Genomic DNA, 18,704 nt, shown 5'->3' with positions numbered 1-18,704 from the left:
TGTGAGCCGTATTTCAACTGAAATATGGCTTTTTATTTTACAACCAACCCTATGTTAAAAAGAGGAGATAAGAAACTAATCAATGCTTGGTCATTTTATGACTGGGCAAATTCAGTATATTCTTTAGTAATTGGTACAGCTGTTTTTCCTATTTATTATGAATCTGTTACCGGAGGTGGTAATGGAGTAGTTCAATTTTTAGGTTCTGAATGGTATAACACAACGATTTATTCGTATGCTCTCGGGTTTTCCTTCTTAATTGTGGCTTTATTGTCTCCAATACTGTCTGCTATTGCGGATTATACGGGCAATAAAAAACGATTTTTAAAATTTTTCTGTCTGTTAGGTTCCCTATCCGTAATGATGTTGTTCTTTTTTACAGGTAAGGAAAATGTATGGATTGGAATTGTCTTTACTATTTTAGCGAGCATTGGTTTTTGGGGCAGTATGGTTTTTTATAATGCTTATTTACCTGAAGTTGCTTTTCCTGAACAGCAAGATAAAGTGAGTGCCAAAGGTTTTATGCTTGGTTACGTAGGTTCTGTGATTTTATTGGCATTTAATTTATCAATGGTTATGATGCCTGAGTTGTATGGTATAACTGATGCCACATTACCGGCCAGAATATCATTTTTAACAGTAGGTATTTGGTGGATAGGGTTTGCACAGTATACTTTTAAAAACCTCCCCAATAACCCATATAAACGAAAACCAGAAAGAGATTTTATTTTTAAGGGCTACAAAGAGTTACGAGTGGTTTTAAAAGAAATAAAAACGCAATCGCAACTGAAAATATTATTAATTTCGTTTTTTTTATATAGTGTAGGTGTACAAACAATAATATTATTAGCATCTATTTTTGGCACTAAAGATTTAGGCTTAGAAACAAGTAATTTAATTATAACTATTTTACTAATTCAAATTGTTGGGGTAGTAGGGGCTTATTTTTTTTCCAGACTATCTACTAGAATTGGAAATATAAGTGCGTTAAAAATAACGATAATAATTTGGGCTTTTGCCTGCGTTGGAGCGTATCTTTTGGATAGAGATGATCCTAATGTATATTTAAAATTTTATGTTTTAGGTGCTTTTTTGGGTTTTGTACTTGGTGCTATTCAGACGCTATCTAGATCTACATATTCTAAATTGATTCCAGATGAAACGCAAGATCATGCGACGTATTTCAGCTTCTTTGATGTAACAGAAAAGCTTGCTATAGTTGTAGGGATGGTTATTGCAGGAGTTGTAACTTCTTATACCAGTTCTCTTAAATTGTTTATTTTAATTTTAGGAGTTTTTTTTATTGCAGGATTTATTGTGCTAAGTTTTATGAAAGCATCTAAGTATGTAAAATAAAGTGCTGTTGTTCTAGTTTAAAATGAAGAAGCAACCAATCTTAATTTTGGACATCTATAATAAAATTGACACTTCTAATATGATGTTTAAAACAGTAAAAATTATATGTTTCTTTTTATTTAGTTCACTATTTATTTCATGTCAAAATGATGAGGCTCCAGAAAAAAATCAGGAAATTTATTTTGAGAAATTTAGTATTAATTATGCATGGGGATTAAATTATAACCATTGGATAATTGATAATGAAGGTAATGTAAGGGTGAACAAAGAAAGAGATTCAATAATCTGGATAGATACAGATAACTTGAACAGTTATAAAGAAATGTTTGACTCTATTGTTTTTATAGTTGATAAAAGTGAGCTTGAAAAGTATGTAGCTTTAATTTCCAAAGCTGCTAAGGGGAAAGTTATTGAAAGCAATCAAAATCGTGCCGATTTTGGTAATGTGGGTTTTAATTGTTTTACAAAAAACAATCATAATTTTAAAACAGTAGTGCTTACTGAAATGAGTGATCTTTTAGATAAGAAAAATCTTAGTACAGAAGCTGAAAAAATTGGGATTTGGTTAAGAGAACTGAATCTTAAGATGAATTCTAATTAAAAAATACACCTTAAGATTAAATTCTAATAATGTGATTATTAGTACTCAAAAGTGATTAACGTTTACCACTTCTTTTACTTCCACTAAAACCTCCGCTTTTTTTACCACCTTTATATCCGCCTCCACTAGAGCTTTTTCCTTTATATCCGCCACCAGAGCCACCTCCAGAGCGTCTTTCTCTTCCGCCACCGCTTGAATTTCTATCTCCACCACCGAAGCTGCGTTTTTTGCCACTTCTTCTTCCTCCGCCACCTTTTGGTTTAGTGGTTACTTCTACAATTACAGATCTACCTTCAAATTCTGCATGTTGAAATGCTTCAACTACTTGATCTGCAAAAGCTTTGTCAATTTCAAAGAATGAGAAACTTTTAAGAATTTCTATTTGTCCAATTTCAACATCACTCTTTTTAAGATTTTCGTTGATTAATCCTATTAATCTGGCAGGATTCAATCCGTCCATTTTTCCTAAATTGATATAGAATCTTGTAAAATTCTCGTCAGTACTTCTAGTTCTTCGTTCTCTAGAGTCGTCTCCATTGAGGTCTTCAGCACCTTGGTAATATGATAAGAATTGATTAAACTCGATAGAAACAAATCGTTTTATTAATTCGTCATGTTCAATATCTTTCAATTGAGCATAAATACCTTCTAAATAAGGATTTATTTGATCTTCATTTACTTCAACATCTTTTACCTTTTCAATCAGTTTAAATAATTGCTTTTCGCAAATTTCTTGACCTCCAGGTACTTGTTGAGCTATGAATTTTTTACCAATTTTACTTTCAATTGGTCTTAGAGAATTTTTCTCTCTGTTCGTAATTATTGCAATAGAAATACCTTCTTTACCAGCTCTACCTGTTCTACCACTTCTATGTGTATAGTTTTCCGCTTGATCTGGTAATTTATAGTTGATAACATGCGTTAAGTCATCCACATCTAATCCTCTTGCTGCTACATCAGTAGCCACTAAAATTTGTAAATGTTTAGCTCTAAATTTTTCCATTACTATATCACGCTGAGCCTGTGATAAATCACCATGTAAGGCATCTGCATTATAACCATCATCAATTAAATTGGCGGCTACATTTTTTGTTTCCCTTCTTGTTCTACAAAAAACGATAGCATATATATTAGGGTTAACATCTGCTAATCTCTTTAGGGTCGGGTATCTGTTTTTTTCAGAAACCAAATAATATTCATGTGAAACTTTATCTGCACCAGCATTCTTTTTTCCCGCACTAATTTCTACAGGTTTAGTCATGTAGTTTTTAGCAATAGCATCTACTTCTCTAGGAAAAGTTGCTGAAAATAATAAAGTTTGTTTTTCTTTTGGTGTTACTTCTAATATCTGGTCTAAATCATCTTTAAACCCCATATTTAACATCTCATCGGCTTCATCTAACACGACCCATTTAATGTCTTTCAGTTTTAACTGTTTACGTTTAATTAAATCGACAGTTCTACCTGGAGTACCTACAACAATTTGAGCACCTCTTTTTAATCCACGAATCTGTTCGTCAATATTGGCTCCACCGTAAACGGTAACCACATTAACACGTTTCATGTATTTACAGAATTCTTCAATGTTTTTTCCTATTTGAATAGCTAGCTCTCGTGTAGGAGACAAAATAATAGCTTGTGTAGCCTTACTTTCTAAATCTAATTTTTCAAGAATTGGTAAACTAAATGCGGCCGTTTTTCCGGTACCTGTTTGTGCAAATGCTTTTAAGTCATTAGAAGCATTAATAATTTGCGGTATCGCTTGTTGTTGGATTGGTGTCGGTTTTTCGTAACCTAAATCGGTTAAAGCATCGACAATTTCTTGGCGTAGGCCAAGATCATTAAATAAAGACATATATTAAAAATTTATCAAACTAAGGCTTCCCAATAGTGCTGTCTTAGCAGATAAATAAGCCTTTTCGTTTATGAATGTGCAAAAGTAGTCTTAATTTAATGATTATTAGAGGTTTTTAAAATTAATTAGCAAAATTGACTCATCAATCTTTATTTAATTTGCTTGATTTGTTTCTCAAAACTACGATTTGAGAGATGCGTCATGTTGTTTTGAATTCTTCCTTCTTTGTCTATTAAAATTGCCCTTGGAAAATTAATATCTAACCAGTCAATACCTTCATCAATACGATATTGATTGTCTTTATTTAGCTTTATTAAACTCCTCCACTCGGCTTCCATATAGACAGAAGTAAGACCAATAAAATGATATTCTGGATATTTTTTTTCTAAATAGTTAAAACGTTTGGAAAAATTTTCCATTTCACTAGAGTTTGAAGGCCAAGTACATATTACTGTTTTTTTATTTTTAATAATGGTATTTAACTGAATGGCTTCACCATTAAAATTGTTGGGAGAAATATTTGGTAACTTATAGCCTTTAGCTAATTTTTTTGAAACCTCTATTAAATTTGAAATTTCAGCTACACTTTTTTTATCTGTAGAATGATCAAAAAATAAGCGTACAGCTCTTTCTTTTTCTACAATAGGGGTGTCTTCATTTAACAGAGCATACCAGATACCCATATATAAAAAGTTATTTTTAACAGATTCTGTTTTAATGTTTTCGAGTGCCGCCTGCATCATGTTAACATCTATATCGCTTTTAAAACTATCTAAAACTTGTTTTTCATAAGCTAAATGATGCAAATAAGCTCTTACATAACTTTGATGTGGGTAAAATCCAGTTAAATCTTTATCATCGAGGTCTATGTTTTTTCTAAATTTAAAGAACCTTGGGTTTATGTTGGGATGCTCGTTAGATCCAATAGATTTCATGTGATTATGCGGGTAGATTTCCTTTTTTTTGTATAAGGGATAATTTATGGCAGTATTTACTAATTTGTCAAATAAAATAGAACTTTCAGGTACTTCAGATTTAAACTGCGAGTAAAGTAAATTTTTTAACATTAATATGGAATCAAATTTTAATTGAAATAAGCTATCGCTAAGCTTGTAATATTTGTTAAAATCTCGATCTTCCTTTTGATTAACTAAAAATAGATTGATTAAAAAATTATTACGTTCAGCACCTTTTCCACTAAAAACAAGTGATTCATCAAAATCCCATGTGTTTAAACGAATTAATAAACTGTCATTTGATTCCATATATACATATTGGAACTCATTACCATGTTTAAATTTGTAAAATCCGTTGGTAAATTTTTTTAATTTTATTAAAAATTTATCGTTGATACTTAATTTTGAAGAGTCTAACAATTGGTCTTTGTAATAAAAATAAACCTTGTCTGATTTAGGGTTTATTATTTGACCGCCAAAATAAGCCACATCATTAGTCCCTTTATCTTTGCAACTTACAATAATAAGCGTAACAATAGATAAAGTGAAAAGGTTAGTTGAAAAAAAGGAGAGTAATTTTCTTGCCAAATTTGTTAGGTTTTTTTGAACAACACAAAAATAGCCATTCAAACTCCCAAAATTAGTTAATGGGATGTTAAATTAAGCAGTTGAGTATTTCAAGTGACACTTATTAATTTGCGTAAAATGAGTTTATTCAGCAATACTAAATTGAAGTTAATAATGAAGTTTTAAATATTCTTAAAACTAAGAAAGAGTACTGCGTTTTAAATTATATGGAGTTCTTTTCGCTAATAGCTACGCATTGCTTACTTTTGCACGGAATTTAAAAAAATAATAATGTTATCAGTTTCTAACTTATCAGTACAATTCGGAAAACGCATCTTATTTGATGAAGTAAATACCATTTTTACACAAGGTAATTGCTATGGAATAATTGGTGCAAATGGAGCAGGAAAATCTACATTTTTAAAGATTATTGCGGGTGATATTGATCCAGCTTCAGGGAATGTTTCTTTGGAAAAAGGAAAACGCATGTCTGTGCTATCGCAAGATCATAATGCCTCAGATGAATTTCCTGTATTAGAAGCTGTAATTAGGGGTAACAAGTCACTTTTTAAAATTAAGTCAGAAATTGATGCTTTATATGCTGATTATACTGACGAAAATGCAGAAAAAATTGGTGAGTTACAAGTGAAATTTGAAGAAATGAACGGTTGGAATGCTGAGAGTAATGCGGCAGCAATGTTGTCTAACTTAGGCGTGAAAGAAGATCAGCACTTCACATTGATGAAAGATTTAGATGGTAAGGCGAAAGTACGTGTATTATTAGCACAAGCTTTATTTGGAAATCCGGATGTGTTGATAATGGATGAGCCTACCAATGATTTGGATTATGAAACCATTAAGTGGTTAGAAAACTTTTTGGCCAATTATGAAAATACAGTTATTGTTGTTTCACATGATAGGCACTTTTTAGATGCTGTTTGTACTCATATTTCTGATATTGATTTTGGTAAAATAAACAACTACTCTGGTAATTATTCTTTTTGGTACGAATCTAGTCAATTGGCTGCTCGTCAAAGATCTCAGCAAAATAAAAAAGCTGAAGAAAAGAAAAAAGAACTGGAAGAATTTATACGTAGATTTTCTGCAAATGTTGCTAAATCTAAGCAAGCAACCAGTAGGAAAAAGATGATTGAAAAATTAAATATTTCTGATATTAAGCCATCGAGTAGGAGGTATCCGGCCATAATATTTGACCGTGAGCGTGAAGCAGGTGATCAGATATTAAATATTGAAGGTTTACAAAAATCTATTGATGGTGAATTGTTATTTGATAATATTAATCTCAATTTAACTAAAGGAGATAAGGTGGTAATCTTTTCAAAAGATTCAAGAGCAGTTACCGCATTTTTCGAAATTATCAATGGAAACACAAAGCAAGATGCAGGAAAGTTTGCTTGGGGGGTTACCACAACACAGGCCTATTTACCGTTAGAGAATGCACACTTTTTTGATAATGATTTAAGTCTGGTGGACTGGTTAAGACAATGGGCAACGACAGAAGAAGAAAGAGAAGAAGTTTATATCCGTGGGTTTTTAGGAAAAATGATTTTTAGTGGAGAGGAAGCTTTAAAGCAATGTAATGTATTGTCAGGTGGAGAAAAAGTACGTTGTATGTTATCTAGAATGATGATGCTGAGAGCAAATGTATTGATGTTAGATGAGCCGACAAACCACTTGGACTTAGAATCTATTCAAGCTTTTAATAATTCACTTACGAACTTTAAAGGCACTGTTTTATTTGCAACGCATGATCATGAATTTGCACAAACTGTTGCTAATCGTGTTATTGAATTAACACCGCAAGGAGCCATAGACAGATATACTACCTTTGATGATTATTTCGAAAACGATAAGATAAAAGAACAACGAGAAAAAATGTATCAGGTTTAAAAGTAAAAGACGCGAAACTTCGCGTCTATAATATTAGCCATTGATAAATGGTGCATCAAATGTCTAAGGTTACACTTATTTTGTGTTTATTTTTGTATTTTTTGTAAATTTTAAAGATTTTCAGACTACTTAAAGAATGAATATGGTCAATTTATTTACGGTCTCGCAACTTCGTAGCCACCACCTTTTGATTTTTTATAAAAAACGCCATTTAATTTATAATACTTTACACCTGCCATTACTACATTTTCACCACCTTTAGGTACATTTTTAAGTTTAGCACCTTTTGGAGCTGTTCTTAATACAAATCTCTTTTTGATTTTTGCATACCAAACACCATCAATAATGTAGTAATCAATGTTTTTATATACAATTTTTTCAGGTTGTTTGTCAGAACTGTTTATTGTTTCTTTTTTAGTAGTAGCTGCATCAGATTGGGCGTTCATACTATTGAATGATAACATAGCAATACCCAAAATGGCAATAATTCTTAATTTTTTCATCTTTTTCTTTCCTTTTTTCCAGTGCAAATTTAGAAAATAACATTGTTTTGCCAAATTCTAAGGGGATTAGTTTTTGTTCATATTACCACCTCTATTTCTAAATCGTTTTAATAATTCCTTATTAAAATTTTGTTCTGCACTTATTAATTTTATCATTTTCTTAGAAGATATAACTCCAGTTAAATTTTTTTTTAAGTTTTCTTTGGCTTTGGCAACATTACTATCAATTTCCACAAATTCTTCTAAAATAGTATCAGCTTCGCTTTCAGATAACTGATCAATTCCACCCGCGATTCTAATTTTTTTAAATATTTGACGCGTTTTGGTAATTTTAATTTTCTGATATTCTTTTGAATACGCATTATAAACTGGCCAAAACTTTTCCGCTTCATCAACGGTTAGTTCTAATGCTTCAGTAAGAAAAGCCGTTTTATAAGCCTTTATTTTTTCATTATCATTGCGTTGAGCTATTCCAGTAAAAACTGTAAATAACAAAATTCCAAATATAATTTTTTTTAAATTCATCAGTTTTCTAGTATTAAGTTCTCAATATCCGTGCCATTTAAAAATTCTATAATTTCATCATCTTCGAAAATGGGTTGGCTTTCCAATTCTATATCTTCAAATACATCCGTTATTTCGTAAGTGTCAAAGGCAATTAAGTCATTGTCAATCCATTCTTCTATATCGGCAGACGCCAATTGATCTAAATTGGTATCAGTACTGCTGCTGTTATAATTTATAAAAATAAATAGTAATAATGACGCTGCCGCCGCAAGAGGAATTAACCTTTTTAAGAATATAGTTTTAAAGTCAATAACTTTGGACTTGCTTTTTTTACTTTTAATCTTTTCTAAGACATCATCTTCAATTGAATCTAGATAGTTTTTAGGAATTTTGTATCCTGATTCTTTTTTCTCATTATTCAATTGTAGTTTTTGTAATACATTTTCTTCAATGGAATCAAAATAACCGTCAGGATTATTAAATCCGTCTTTTTTAGGAAATGTTTCACTAGTCATTTTAGCAAAAACAGCATCCTCAACCGTGTCAAAATACGCTTGTGGAGTTTTAAATCCTGATTTTTTAATATGTTCTAGTTTCTTTTTTGGCATCTTATCTTTTAGACTGTAGTTTTTTGTAATGGTTTAATACTTATTTTGTTATATATTTTTCAATCTTTTTTACCGCGTGATGGTATGAGGCTTTTAACGCACCAACGGAGGTTTCTAAAACATCAGAAATATCCTGATATTTCATATTATCAAAATATTTCATATTAAACACCAATTGTTGTTTTTGAGGTAATGTGGCAACTGCTTTTTGTAATTTTAATTGTATTTCATCACCATCAAAATAAACATCTGATTCTAAGTTCTGTATCATCTCACTTTGCAATTCATTGACATCAACTTGCCTCATTTTAGCTCTCTTATTTATAAATGTAATGGACTCATTGGTCGCAATTCTATACATCCATGAGTAAATTTTACTCTCCGCATTAAATTTGTCAATATTTTTATAAACTTTAATAAACGTGTTCTGTAAAACATCATCGGCATCATCATGTGAAATTACTATTTTACGGATATGCCAATACAAACGTTCTTTATATAAAGACATTAATTCTCTAAACGCTTTTTCTTGCGTTGATGGATTTTTTAATTCAGATATGAGATCCCCTTCTACTATCAATAAAGTGTTTTTATACTTAGACTATAAAGATAGTGAAAGGTTTAAATTAGTTGGATTGTTTTTAGTTTTTATGTTTGTAGTTCTCTTGCGGAGTAGGTTTCATGCTATGACCTTAAAGAGATTTGCAAATCCTGTCAAGTTTTAAAGACTTTTACTCTTTTAAACCACAACAAGTGTCAAATAGTTAAACTTAAAGACCAATTTTTAGCTTTACATTCAATACCCTTCCAGATAAATAATTAGGGATTCCGATAGAGCGTGATGAAGAAATATCTCTTACCCAAGTATTGGTAATTGAATTTTGAACATCAAACATATTAAAGAGTTCAATACCCAATGAGAATTCTTTAAAATTTTCTAGCCATTTGATGTTGGTGGTGTTTTCAGCATCTTTAAAAACATAAGACATGCCAATGTCTGATCTGAAATAATCCTTTAATCTACTTTGAAATATATAAGGATCAGCATACGATGGTGAACCTCCTGGAAGTCCCGTGTTATACACCATATTCAGATACATTTTTAAATTTGGATAATTGGGAACGTAATCTTGAAACAACACCGCAAATTTTAAACGTTGATCTGTTGGTCTGGCAATATAACCTTGGTTATCGATATTCTCTTCCGTTTTTAGATACCCAAAACTAAAGTAAGATTCTGTTCCTTCTACAAACTCTCCATTGATTCGAGCATCAAATCCTACAGCATAAGCTTTAGCATTATTTTTAGCTCTATAACGTATTTGTACATTGTCAACAGTAAATGGATTTACATCTGTTAAAGATTTATAATAGGCTTCGGTAACCAATTTAAAAGGTCTATTCCATAACTTAAAACTGTAGTCATTCCCCAATACAAAATGAATAGAGCGTTGGGCTTTTACTTCCGGATGAACTACACCTGAAGAATCTCTTAATTCTCTATAGAATGGGGGTTGATAATAATAACCACCTGAAACTCTGAACAGCATGTCTTTTTTCCAATCTGGTTTTATCGAAAATTGTGCTCGAGGGCTTATAACCGTATGTCCTTTTTCTTCAATGCCTTCAGCTTTAACTTTCCAGTTTTGAGCTCTAACACCTAAGTTAAACCACAATTGAGTGTCATTTATATATGTTGATTTACTCCATTGTCCAAATCCTGAAATTCTGTTGATTTGAACATTGTTTGTAGCTCTTACGCTGGTAAATGGTACAATTGGTCCGGTATAAGAATTATAAGGTTCATCATTACTAGGTAGTAGACTAGGAGGCCTTAAAGAGAAGCCGGCAGAGTCAATCACTTCCCATTCAACAATACGGTCTTTTATGTCTTCTAATTGGTATTTGGCTCCAAATTCAAAAAGGTGCTTGTCTTTTTTTAGCGTTGCTTTTACTTGAACGTTTGTTATTAAAGCATCCAAGTCATTTCGAGCATGGTCTAATTGCGAACCAATGGCTTGTGAAAATTCTACATCTCCAAAGCTATCACTACCAAAATCGGCATTTACATTGCCAATACCATAAAAAGCTAAAATATCGTAATGCTCTTCTTCTTGCGTATTATAAGCAGATGAAGTTAATTCTAATTTAAGGTTGTCATTTACTAAATAAGTACCTTTTAAAGCACCAAAAAGGGTTAAGTATTGATCCGTCTCTTTACCTCTGTAATTTACAATAAGGGCTTTGGGGTCACTAAGAGTACCGAATTTCGTTTCTCTGCTTACAGGTGTGTATTTGTAATTATTAAGAGAGAAATTACCTAAAAAATCTAAACTAAACTTATTATTAAATTGATACGAAACGTAGGTCTGAACATCCGTAAAACTAGGTTTAAAATTAGTTTCTATATCTTTTTGATTGACAAAAAGGCTATTATTTCTATATCTAGCTCCCAGTATGGCAGAAAGCTTTTTGTCTTTAGAGATTCCTTCTGCAGTTAAACTTCCTCCTAAAAGACTTGCCTCTAATCCAATGCCAAAAGATTTTGGTTTTTTATAGGTAATATCCAACACGGAAGATAATTTATCGCCATATTTTGCTTGAAATCCACCGGCAGAAAATTTTACATTTTGCGTTAAATTAGGGTTTACAAAACTTAAACCTTCTTGTTGACCAGAACGGACTAAGAAGGGTCTGTATACTTCAATGCCATTAACATAAACTAAATTCTCATCATAATTACCACCTCTTACATTGTACTGTGTGCTCAATTCATTATTACCACTTACACCTAGTCCAATATTTTTTAAAGTGCCTTCAATTCCCGCATTAGCACTCGGTAATTTTTTTATAGTTTCAATAGGAACTTTATCAATGCCTTGAGCATCATCTTTTTTATCTTTAACAACAACCGTCTCTATTTCTTCAATTTTAATTTTAAGTTTAGGTGAAAAAAACAAATTTCTGTTTTTTGGAATTTTTACTTTTTTATTGAGTGTGGTGTATGCAATATGACTAAAGGTAACTGTTACCTCCGTATTTGCAGGAAGAGAAAGTGTATACCTTCCGTTACTATCAGTATTAGTTCCTTTTTGGTTATAGGTAACAGAAACATCTTCAATAGGTTTACCTTCTTCATTTTTCACAGTACCTTTTATGGTTGCCGTTTGTGCAATAGCAATACTAGTGAAAAAGAAAAATACGACTAAAAAAGAAATTGATGCTTTCAACAATGATTGTCTTTAGTGAAATATGGTTTAATACTCCAATCGGTTTGCTATGCCTAATTTATAAATTACGACTATAGCATACAGCTATCCTACTTGGTATTAAACGATGCAATATACACATTAGTATTGTTTACATTATCAACAACCGTTAGTTTTAACTTGTGTTTTACGCCTTCAATTTTGCCATCGTTAAAATCGTAAGTCAGTACATTTTTTTTAGGCTCATATTCAAACAATACCCACTTACCATCAATCTCTCCTCTATACGATTTTATTCCAGAAAGGTTATCAGTAATTTTTAATTTTAAATAACGGTATTTCGATAACCATTGTTTGTCCTTAAAGTTAACGGGACTAATTTTTGGAGCTACAGAGTCAATAGCCAATGTGTAATTTCCTAAGCTTCTACTTAACGTGTAAACTTTGTTGTCTTTTCTTTTTGTTGAGGCGTAAGATCGTCTTCCTTTGTCATTAATAGATGCAATAATTACTTGCTTTTTATCCTTGGCGGGATAGTCAGAAATATCAAAAGTTAAAGTGAAATTGCGATGCAATGGAATACCTCCATTGTGTAGTTTTACAATATTGTTATCATAACTAAAATCGAAATAAATGTCCTCATAAAAACTATTTTTTGGAAAAGCAACACTTATGTTTTCTTTGTTAATTTTGTTAAACTCATTCGCTCTGAAAAAATGAGGCGTTTTTTTAGATTCCGTTTTTACAATTGTAGTTGTCTTTTTTCCTTTTATAGGAATAATTAGTTTGGTTGTATTACCCTTAAAATCTTTAGCCGTAATTTCAACGTTATAGGATAATCCATCCTCAATCGTTAAATATCCATTGTTAATTAATGATTTATAGATGCTTAATTTGTTAGAAGGTTCTACAAAACACCTTTGAATTTTTTGCCTTTTTTTGAAGTATCGCTCATAATCTATTAAGGTATTTATGTAACGTGTTTCCGCAAAACTGACCGTATTTACTTCATGTTCATAAACCTTTTTACCATTAACGGTCATTTGTAAATTGAAAATACCATTGTTGTTTAAGGCTCCATCCAGTTTATCAACGGCATTAATACCAATACCAATTTTTCCATAAGCGGAAATGGGATTGGCAACTAAATTTCCATTCTTGTTTTTTATAATTAATTCCTTAACGGCATCGGTTCCGTCAACATTTGTAGAATCACCAAAGGAATAAACAACTCCAGCTCTTATCAATGGTTGCTGATGATCGGGAATGTCAATACCAAAAAACATTGGATTTATTGGATTGGATTTTCCATCCCTAATTTCAAAATGCAAGTGTGGTCCACCAGAACTCCCTGAATTACCACTATATGCTACGAGTTTTCCTTTCTCTACTTTTAATGCATTGGCTTGAGGAAATAATTCTAACGTGTATCTCTGTTTTTTATATTGTTGTTGTTTAACATAAGCCTCAATTTCAGGAGCAAACTTCTTTAAATGTCCATAAACTGTTGTGTAACCATTTGGGTGTGTAATATAAAGTGCCTTACCATAGCCCCAATGTGCAACATTTATTCGTGATACATAACCGTCAGCCGCAGCCACAACATTTAATCCTTCACGTTGTTGTGTTTTTATATCCAATCCTCCATGGAAATGATTGGTACGTAATTCACCAAAAGTACCTGATAAAATTAGCGGTACTTCTAATGGTTTAATAAAGTAGTCTTTAGGGTAATTTGCTTGTGAAAATCCTTGGAAAAAGACCAAGAAAAGCAATGTAAATAAAAATGTTTTTCTCATGATAAGGGCAAAAATAATCAATCAAATTTGAATTAAAAAATATAATAGATGATGTTAATTAATGTTATAACAATCAGTAGATTAGGTTGAATAATTAATAATATTTTAAAAAACCTTGTTTAATTCTAAATAGAACACTAAATTTGTTGATAATGTTTAGAATCTCTGTATTTAATGAGTAATGTTTTAGAAATAGTTGATTCCCTGCAAAGTAAGCTTGAAAACTTACTTACCAAATATGAATTATTGAAGATTGAAAACCAACAGTTGTTGGAGAAAAGTGAAAACTTAGTTCAAGAAGTTCAGAAAGGGAAAGAATCTATAAACGCTATTGAAAGTAAATACGAATCATTAAAAGTTGCAAATGCGATGGTAGGCAGCAAAGAAGATAAACATTCAACTAAATTGAAAATAAATACATTAATACGCGAAATTGATAAGTGTATATTGCAGTTAAGTGAATAAACCCGATGGAAGATAAGTTAAAGATAAAAGTAACTATTGGAGATAGAGTTTATCCTTTAACTATAAACAGTGAAGGTGAAGAGGAAGGTGTAAGAAAAGCTGTAAAAAAAATAAACGACTTAATAAAACGTTTTGAAGAGAATTATGAAGTAAGAGATAAGCAAGATGTTTTAGCCATGTGTGCATTACAATTTGCCTCTTTACAGGAAGTAAAAAGTATTTATAATGATCAGGATGGTGAAGAAATAGAAAAAAAATTACTAGAAATGAGTGAAGTTTTAGATGCTCATTTATAATATACGTTCTTTAAAATATAACAATTACTGCCTACATTTAGTTATTTGTTCATTAAACTCAACATTATTTTTTTAAAAAGGGTGAGTCTAAGCTAGTAAAGCATGCCGCATGTGCCAAATTTATTTTGGATTTGGCGGATCCTTGATCAGCCAGTTAGCCCTAAACTTGTCTTACAAGGAGTTTAAAAAACCGTACTAGATGTAGGCTTTTTTTATGGACGCCGTTCAAGTTATTGAGCTGTGTTTTATTACACCAATTTACCTAAAACTAAAACAATGGATGGAATGATATTACCAATAATTATTGGTATTGTAGTAGGTTTGATTATCGGGTTTTTTATTGCAAAAGCCCTTGAGAAAAACAAAGCATTTGCTATACTAAAAAATGCAAAAAGCCAAGCCTCATCAATTATTAAAACAGCAACAAGCGACGCTGAAGTATTAAAAAAAGATAAAGTATTACAAGCTAAAGAAAAATTTATTGAACTAAAATCAGAACACGAAAAGGTGATTCTGAGTAGAGATAGAAAAGTTTCTGAAGCTGAAAAAAGAATACGAGAAAAGGAATCTAAAGTAGCTCAGGAACTGGACAAGAGCAGTAAGCTTAATAAGAAATTAGAAGAAAAAGCCGCTGATTACGATTTTAGAATTGATTTTTTAGAAAAGAAACAAACGGAGGCTGAAAAATTACATAAAAAACATGTTGAACATCTTGAAGTAATTTCAGGACTCTCTGCTGAAGATGCTAAGAAGGAATTAGTTACCTCTTTAAGAGACGAAGCTAAATCAGATGCAATGAGCTATATTCAAGACACACTTGAAGAGGCAAAATTGACCGCTCAACAAGAAGCTAAAAAAATTATTTTAAGTACCATACAGCGTATCGGTGTAGAGCAAACTGTTGAAAACTGTGTCTCTGTCTTTAACTTGGAATCAGATGATGTTAAAGGAAGAATTATTGGTAGAGAAGGAAGAAATATTAGAGCGATAGAATCGGCTACTGGTGTTGAAATTATTGTAGATGATACTCCAGAAGCAATTATTCTTTCATGTTTCGATCCAATACGTAGAGAGATTGCTAGATTGTCGTTACACAAATTGGTAACAGATGGTAGAATTCACCCTGCTAGAATTGAAGAAATAGTAGCGAAAACATCTAAAGAAATCAATCAAGAAATTATTGAAGTCGGTAAACGTACCGTAATAGACTTAGGAATTCATGGGCTACACCCGGAATTAATTAAAGTTGTTGGTAGAATGAAATACCGTTCTTCTTATGGACAAAATTTATTACAACACTCAAGAGAAGTTGCTAATTTATGTGCATTAATGGCTGCGGAATTAGGGTTGAATCCTAAAGTTGCTAAACGTGCAGGTTTATTACATGATATTGGTAAAGTACCAGAAACGGAGAGTGAATTACCTCATGCTTTATTAGGTATGGAATGGGCACAGAAATACGGTGAAAAACCTGATGTTTGTAATGCTATTGGTGCTCACCATGACGAGATCGAGATGAAATCGTTATATGCTCCAATTGTTCAAGTTTGTGATGCTATTTCAGGTGCTAGACCTGGTGCAAGGCGTCAGGTGTTAGATTCTTATATTCAACGTTTAAAAGATCTTGAAAATGTAGCATTTGGTTTTGCAGGTGTACAAAAAGCCTACGCTATTCAAGCGGGTAGAGAATTACGTGTTATTGTTGAAAGTGAAAAAGTAGATGATATAAAAGCATCAGAATTATCATTTAATATTTCACAAAAAATTCAAAATGACATGACCTATCCTGGTCAGGTTCGTGTTACTGTAATTAGAGAAACAAGAGCTGTAAATATTGCGAAATAATTGTGAAAGGATTTATAAATGATAAGCTAATTGATTGTGGTAATGCACAAGTTAGTGCTTATGATTTAGGTTTAAATAGAGGATATGCCGTTTTCGATTTTTTTAGAATCGTAAACGGCAATTTTCGTTTTTTATCAGACCATTTAGATCGGTTTATCAATTCAATTTACTTAGCTAAAATTCCTAATCCATATACTAAATCTCAATTACACGATAAAGTATTAGAACTACAAGCCATAAATAAAGTAGATAATGGTTATATTAGAATTACATTAACTGCAGGTACATCACTCAACTTTGGTTCATTAGCTGCATCTACCTTAATTGTTTTAACTGGTGTTTCAGGTGCGAATACAAATACTGATTATACGGAAGGAGTAAAATTAATTTCTAAAACGCATCAAAGATCTTTTCCTAGAATAAAGAGTACCGATTATTTCTTTCCTCAAATGCTTCATCAAGAATTAAAAGAAGGAAAGGCCACAGATGTGTTGTACGCTACTGATTATATTACAGAGACTTCTCGAGCTAATATCTTTTGTGTAAAAGATGGAAAAATTAGTACTCCAAAAAAGAATATTTTAGAAGGGATCACCCGAAAAAAAATAGTGACTATGGAACCTTCCATAATCTTAACCGATATAACTATTAAAGATTTATATGCTTGTGATGAAGTATTTATTACAAGTTCAAGTAAAGAGTTGATGCCTGTTGTACAGATTGATAATCAAATTATTGGAACAGGAAAAGTTGGACAAGTTTATAGAAACTTACACACTCAATTTTCTACATTTTGTAAGTAATAATTATAACACTAAATTATCATAGGTGGTACAATTGATAAGAACAAATTCTGCAAACAAAGATTTTATTGAATTAGTTAAATTACTCGATGCTGATTTAGCCATAAGAGATGGTGAAGATCATGATTTTTACAATCAATTTAATAAATTGGATAGTATAAATCATGTCGTAGTGTTATACGAAGATGAAATTCTAATTGGCTGTGGTGCGGTTAAAGAGTTTGAATCAAGTACTATGGAAGTTAAACGCATGTTTACATTACATGAGGTTAGAGGTAAGGGAGTGGCAAGTCAAGTTCTTACAGAGTTAGAAAAATGGACAGCGGAATTGTTTTATACACGACTTGTATTAGAAACCGGATTACAACAACCTGAAGCTATTGCATTATATGAAAAATGTGGTTATAATAAAATAACCAATTACGGACAGTATGCATGTGTTGAGAATAGCGTTTGTTTTGAGAAAGTGATATAAAACCTATTCTTTTAATCCGTTTAGTTACACCGTATGCCGCCAACTTATTTCCTCGGATGATATTTTTCTACGACCTCCTTTAAAAAAGACTTATCCACATGCATGTAAATTTCTGTGGTAGTAATGCTTTCATGACCTAACATTTGCTGAATAGAGCGAAGGTCAGCCCCATTTTCTAACAAATGGGTAGCAAAAGAATGTCTAAATGTATGTGGACTTACCGTTTTACCAAGTTCGGCTTTTAGAGCCAACTCTTTAATGATCATAAATACCATATTCCGTGAGAGTTGCTTTCCTCTTCTGTTTAAAAACAGAGTATCTTCAAAACCTTTTTTCACGTTAATATGAACCCTTATTTGTTTTATGTAAATAGTAATAAACTTTTGAGTTTCTATATTTATAGGAACAAAACGCTCTTTATCTCCTTTACCAGTAACTTTTATAAAACCTTCAGCAAAAAATAAGTCTGATATTTGTAAGGTAATTAATTCCGTAACACGTAAACCACAGCTGTATAAAGTCTCTAGCATAGCTCTGTTACGTTCACCTTCTGGTGTGCTAAGGTCAATTTGACTTATGATTAAGTCAATCTCTTCAATAGCTAGAGTGTCTGGTAATTTTCTGCCTATTTTAGGTGTTTCTAGAATTGCTGTGGGATTGTCTTTTCTATAATTTTCAAAAATTAAATAATCAAAAAAACTGCGTAGACCCGAAATTATTCGCGATTGACTTCTCGCATTTACCTCTTTAGAAATGTGGTAAATAAATTGTTGAGTGGTTTCGTCGGTAATATTTTTAGGAGAAATTTTAATCTCATTTTCTTCTAAAAAAAGAATTAATTTTTCAACATCTCTCGTGTAACTTTGAACTGAATTAGCTGATAAGCCACGTTCAATTTTAAGATATAATTGATAATCATATAAAGCGTTTTGCCAAGTCATGCTGAGA

17 protein-coding genes and 1 other RNA gene are annotated in these 18,704 nt (G+C 31.6%); 9 read left to right on the top strand and 9 right to left on the bottom strand.

Annotated elements, in window-relative coordinates:
- Positions 1-51 precede the first annotated feature (51 nt).
- Both D3P13_RS19805 and D3P13_RS19800 read left to right on the top strand, forming a co-directional pair.
- Positions 52-1,356: an MFS transporter gene (locus D3P13_RS19805; protein WP_117885088.1), complete on the top strand. Its 1,305-nt coding sequence runs from the start codon at positions 52-54 to the stop codon at positions 1,354-1,356.
- A gap of 22 nt (positions 1,357-1,378) precedes the next feature.
- The gene (locus tag D3P13_RS19800) at positions 1,379-1,957 is read left to right on the top strand and encodes a hypothetical protein (RefSeq protein ID WP_117885004.1); all 579 of its coding nucleotides are present in this window, start codon (positions 1,379-1,381) and stop codon (positions 1,955-1,957) included.
- Positions 1,958-2,012: 55 nt separating this feature from the next.
- On the opposite strand, the gene D3P13_RS19795 is transcribed toward D3P13_RS19800, so the two are convergent.
- Together D3P13_RS19795 and D3P13_RS19790 are read right to left on the bottom strand one after the other, a co-directional pair.
- Positions 2,013-3,812: a DEAD/DEAH box helicase gene (locus D3P13_RS19795; RefSeq protein ID WP_117885002.1), complete on the bottom strand. Its 1,800-nt coding sequence runs from the start codon at positions 3,810-3,812 to the stop codon at positions 2,013-2,015.
- Positions 3,813-3,961: 149 nt separating this feature from the next.
- On the bottom strand, positions 3,962-5,356 hold the full coding sequence (locus D3P13_RS19790) for a TlpA family protein disulfide reductase (protein ID WP_157972972.1): 1,395 nt from the start codon (positions 5,354-5,356) through the stop codon (positions 3,962-3,964).
- Between the two features lie 270 nt (positions 5,357-5,626).
- Between D3P13_RS19790 and D3P13_RS19785 the strand changes: the two genes are divergently transcribed.
- Positions 5,627-7,246: an ABC-F family ATP-binding cassette domain-containing protein gene (locus D3P13_RS19785; RefSeq protein WP_117884998.1), complete on the top strand. Its 1,620-nt coding sequence runs from the start codon at positions 5,627-5,629 to the stop codon at positions 7,244-7,246.
- Between the two features lie 155 nt (positions 7,247-7,401).
- On the opposite strand, the gene D3P13_RS19780 is transcribed toward D3P13_RS19785, so the two are convergent.
- The 6 genes from D3P13_RS19780 to D3P13_RS19755 all read right to left on the bottom strand — a co-directional run bounded on the left by D3P13_RS19780 (position 7,402) and on the right by D3P13_RS19755 (position 13,872).
- The gene (locus D3P13_RS19780; protein ID WP_117884996.1) at positions 7,402-7,749 is read right to left on the bottom strand and encodes a DUF6515 family protein; all 348 of its coding nucleotides are present in this window, start codon (positions 7,747-7,749) and stop codon (positions 7,402-7,404) included.
- 66 nt (positions 7,750-7,815) lie between these two features.
- Positions 7,816-8,274: a hypothetical protein gene (locus D3P13_RS19775; RefSeq protein WP_117884994.1), complete on the bottom strand. Its 459-nt coding sequence runs from the start codon at positions 8,272-8,274 to the stop codon at positions 7,816-7,818.
- Positions 8,274-8,864, bottom strand: a complete 591-nt coding sequence (locus D3P13_RS19770) for a hypothetical protein (protein WP_117884992.1) — start codon at positions 8,862-8,864, stop codon at positions 8,274-8,276. The genes D3P13_RS19775 and D3P13_RS19770 overlap by 1 nt, the downstream gene beginning before the upstream one ends.
- A gap of 40 nt (positions 8,865-8,904) precedes the next feature.
- A complete protein-coding gene (locus D3P13_RS19765; protein ID WP_232829253.1) occupies positions 8,905-9,444 on the bottom strand; it encodes an RNA polymerase sigma factor in 540 nt (179 codons plus the stop codon).
- Between the two features lie 190 nt (positions 9,445-9,634).
- Entirely contained in the window at positions 9,635-12,094 is a 2,460-nt protein-coding gene (locus tag D3P13_RS19760) for a TonB-dependent receptor (protein WP_232829252.1), read from the bottom strand.
- 89 nt (positions 12,095-12,183) lie between these two features.
- Positions 12,184-13,872, bottom strand: coding sequence for a M23 family metallopeptidase (locus D3P13_RS19755; RefSeq protein ID WP_117884990.1), 1,689 nt, complete (start codon positions 13,870-13,872; stop codon positions 12,184-12,186).
- A gap of 174 nt (positions 13,873-14,046) precedes the next feature.
- Between D3P13_RS19755 and D3P13_RS19750 the strand changes: the two genes are divergently transcribed.
- The 6 genes from D3P13_RS19750 (at position 14,047) to D3P13_RS19725 (ending at position 17,756) form a co-directional block, all read left to right on the top strand.
- On the top strand, positions 14,047-14,337 hold the full coding sequence (locus D3P13_RS19750; protein WP_117884988.1) for a hypothetical protein: 291 nt from the start codon (positions 14,047-14,049) through the stop codon (positions 14,335-14,337).
- 5 nt (positions 14,338-14,342) lie between these two features.
- Entirely contained in the window at positions 14,343-14,633 is a 291-nt protein-coding gene (locus D3P13_RS19745) for a cell division protein ZapA (protein WP_117884986.1), read from the top strand.
- A gap of 56 nt (positions 14,634-14,689) precedes the next feature.
- Positions 14,690-14,817, top strand: a non-coding RNA gene (gene ssrS / locus D3P13_RS19740) — 6S RNA.
- A gap of 92 nt (positions 14,818-14,909) precedes the next feature.
- Positions 14,910-16,478: a ribonuclease Y gene (rny, locus tag D3P13_RS19735; protein WP_117884984.1), complete on the top strand. Its 1,569-nt coding sequence runs from the start codon at positions 14,910-14,912 to the stop codon at positions 16,476-16,478.
- Positions 16,479-16,480: 2 nt separating this feature from the next.
- Positions 16,481-17,281, top strand: a complete 801-nt coding sequence (locus D3P13_RS19730; protein WP_157972971.1) for an aminotransferase class IV — start codon at positions 16,481-16,483, stop codon at positions 17,279-17,281.
- Positions 17,282-17,306: 25 nt separating this feature from the next.
- Positions 17,307-17,756, top strand: a complete 450-nt coding sequence (locus D3P13_RS19725) for a GNAT family N-acetyltransferase (RefSeq protein WP_117884980.1) — start codon at positions 17,307-17,309, stop codon at positions 17,754-17,756.
- A gap of 44 nt (positions 17,757-17,800) precedes the next feature.
- Here the strand turns inward: D3P13_RS19725 and xerD are convergent, their stop codons facing one another.
- On the bottom strand, positions 17,801-18,697 hold the full coding sequence (gene xerD, locus D3P13_RS19720; protein ID WP_117884978.1) for a site-specific tyrosine recombinase XerD: 897 nt from the start codon (positions 18,695-18,697) through the stop codon (positions 17,801-17,803).
- Positions 18,698-18,704 lie beyond the last annotated feature (7 nt).

The sequence above is a fragment of the Aureibaculum luteum genome, from assembly GCF_003449015.1.
GTDB classification, from domain to species: Bacteria; Bacteroidota; Bacteroidia; order Flavobacteriales; family Flavobacteriaceae; genus Aureibaculum; species Aureibaculum luteum.
The sequence above is the reverse complement of the archived record's forward strand: the minus strand, read 5'-3'. Positions and strand labels throughout refer to the sequence as shown.

Bases quoted from the DNA above. Each gene is read 5' to 3' on its own strand.
- xerD (WP_117884978.1), bottom strand. From the start codon at position 18,697: ATGACTTGGCAAAACGCTTTATATGATTATCAATTATATCTTAAAATT.
- D3P13_RS19785 (WP_117884998.1), top strand. From the start codon at position 5,627: ATGTTATCAGTTTCTAACTTATCAGTACAATTCGGAAAACGCATCTTA.
- D3P13_RS19755 (WP_117884990.1), bottom strand. From the start codon at position 13,872: ATGAGAAAAACATTTTTATTTACATTGCTTTTCTTGGTCTTTTTCCAA.
- D3P13_RS19750 (WP_117884988.1), top strand. From the start codon at position 14,047: ATGAGTAATGTTTTAGAAATAGTTGATTCCCTGCAAAGTAAGCTTGAA.
- rny (WP_117884984.1), top strand. From the start codon at position 14,910: ATGGATGGAATGATATTACCAATAATTATTGGTATTGTAGTAGGTTTG.
- D3P13_RS19770 (WP_117884992.1), bottom strand. From the start codon at position 8,864: ATGCCAAAAAAGAAACTAGAACATATTAAAAAATCAGGATTTAAAACT.
- D3P13_RS19745 (WP_117884986.1), top strand. From the start codon at position 14,343: ATGGAAGATAAGTTAAAGATAAAAGTAACTATTGGAGATAGAGTTTAT.
- D3P13_RS19795 (WP_117885002.1), bottom strand. From the start codon at position 3,812: ATGTCTTTATTTAATGATCTTGGCCTACGCCAAGAAATTGTCGATGCT.
- D3P13_RS19775 (WP_117884994.1), bottom strand. From the start codon at position 8,274: ATGAATTTAAAAAAAATTATATTTGGAATTTTGTTATTTACAGTTTTT.
- D3P13_RS19800 (WP_117885004.1), top strand. From the start codon at position 1,379: ATGAAGAAGCAACCAATCTTAATTTTGGACATCTATAATAAAATTGAC.
- D3P13_RS19805 (WP_117885088.1), top strand. From the start codon at position 52: ATGTTAAAAAGAGGAGATAAGAAACTAATCAATGCTTGGTCATTTTAT.
- D3P13_RS19780 (WP_117884996.1), bottom strand. From the start codon at position 7,749: ATGAAAAAATTAAGAATTATTGCCATTTTGGGTATTGCTATGTTATCA.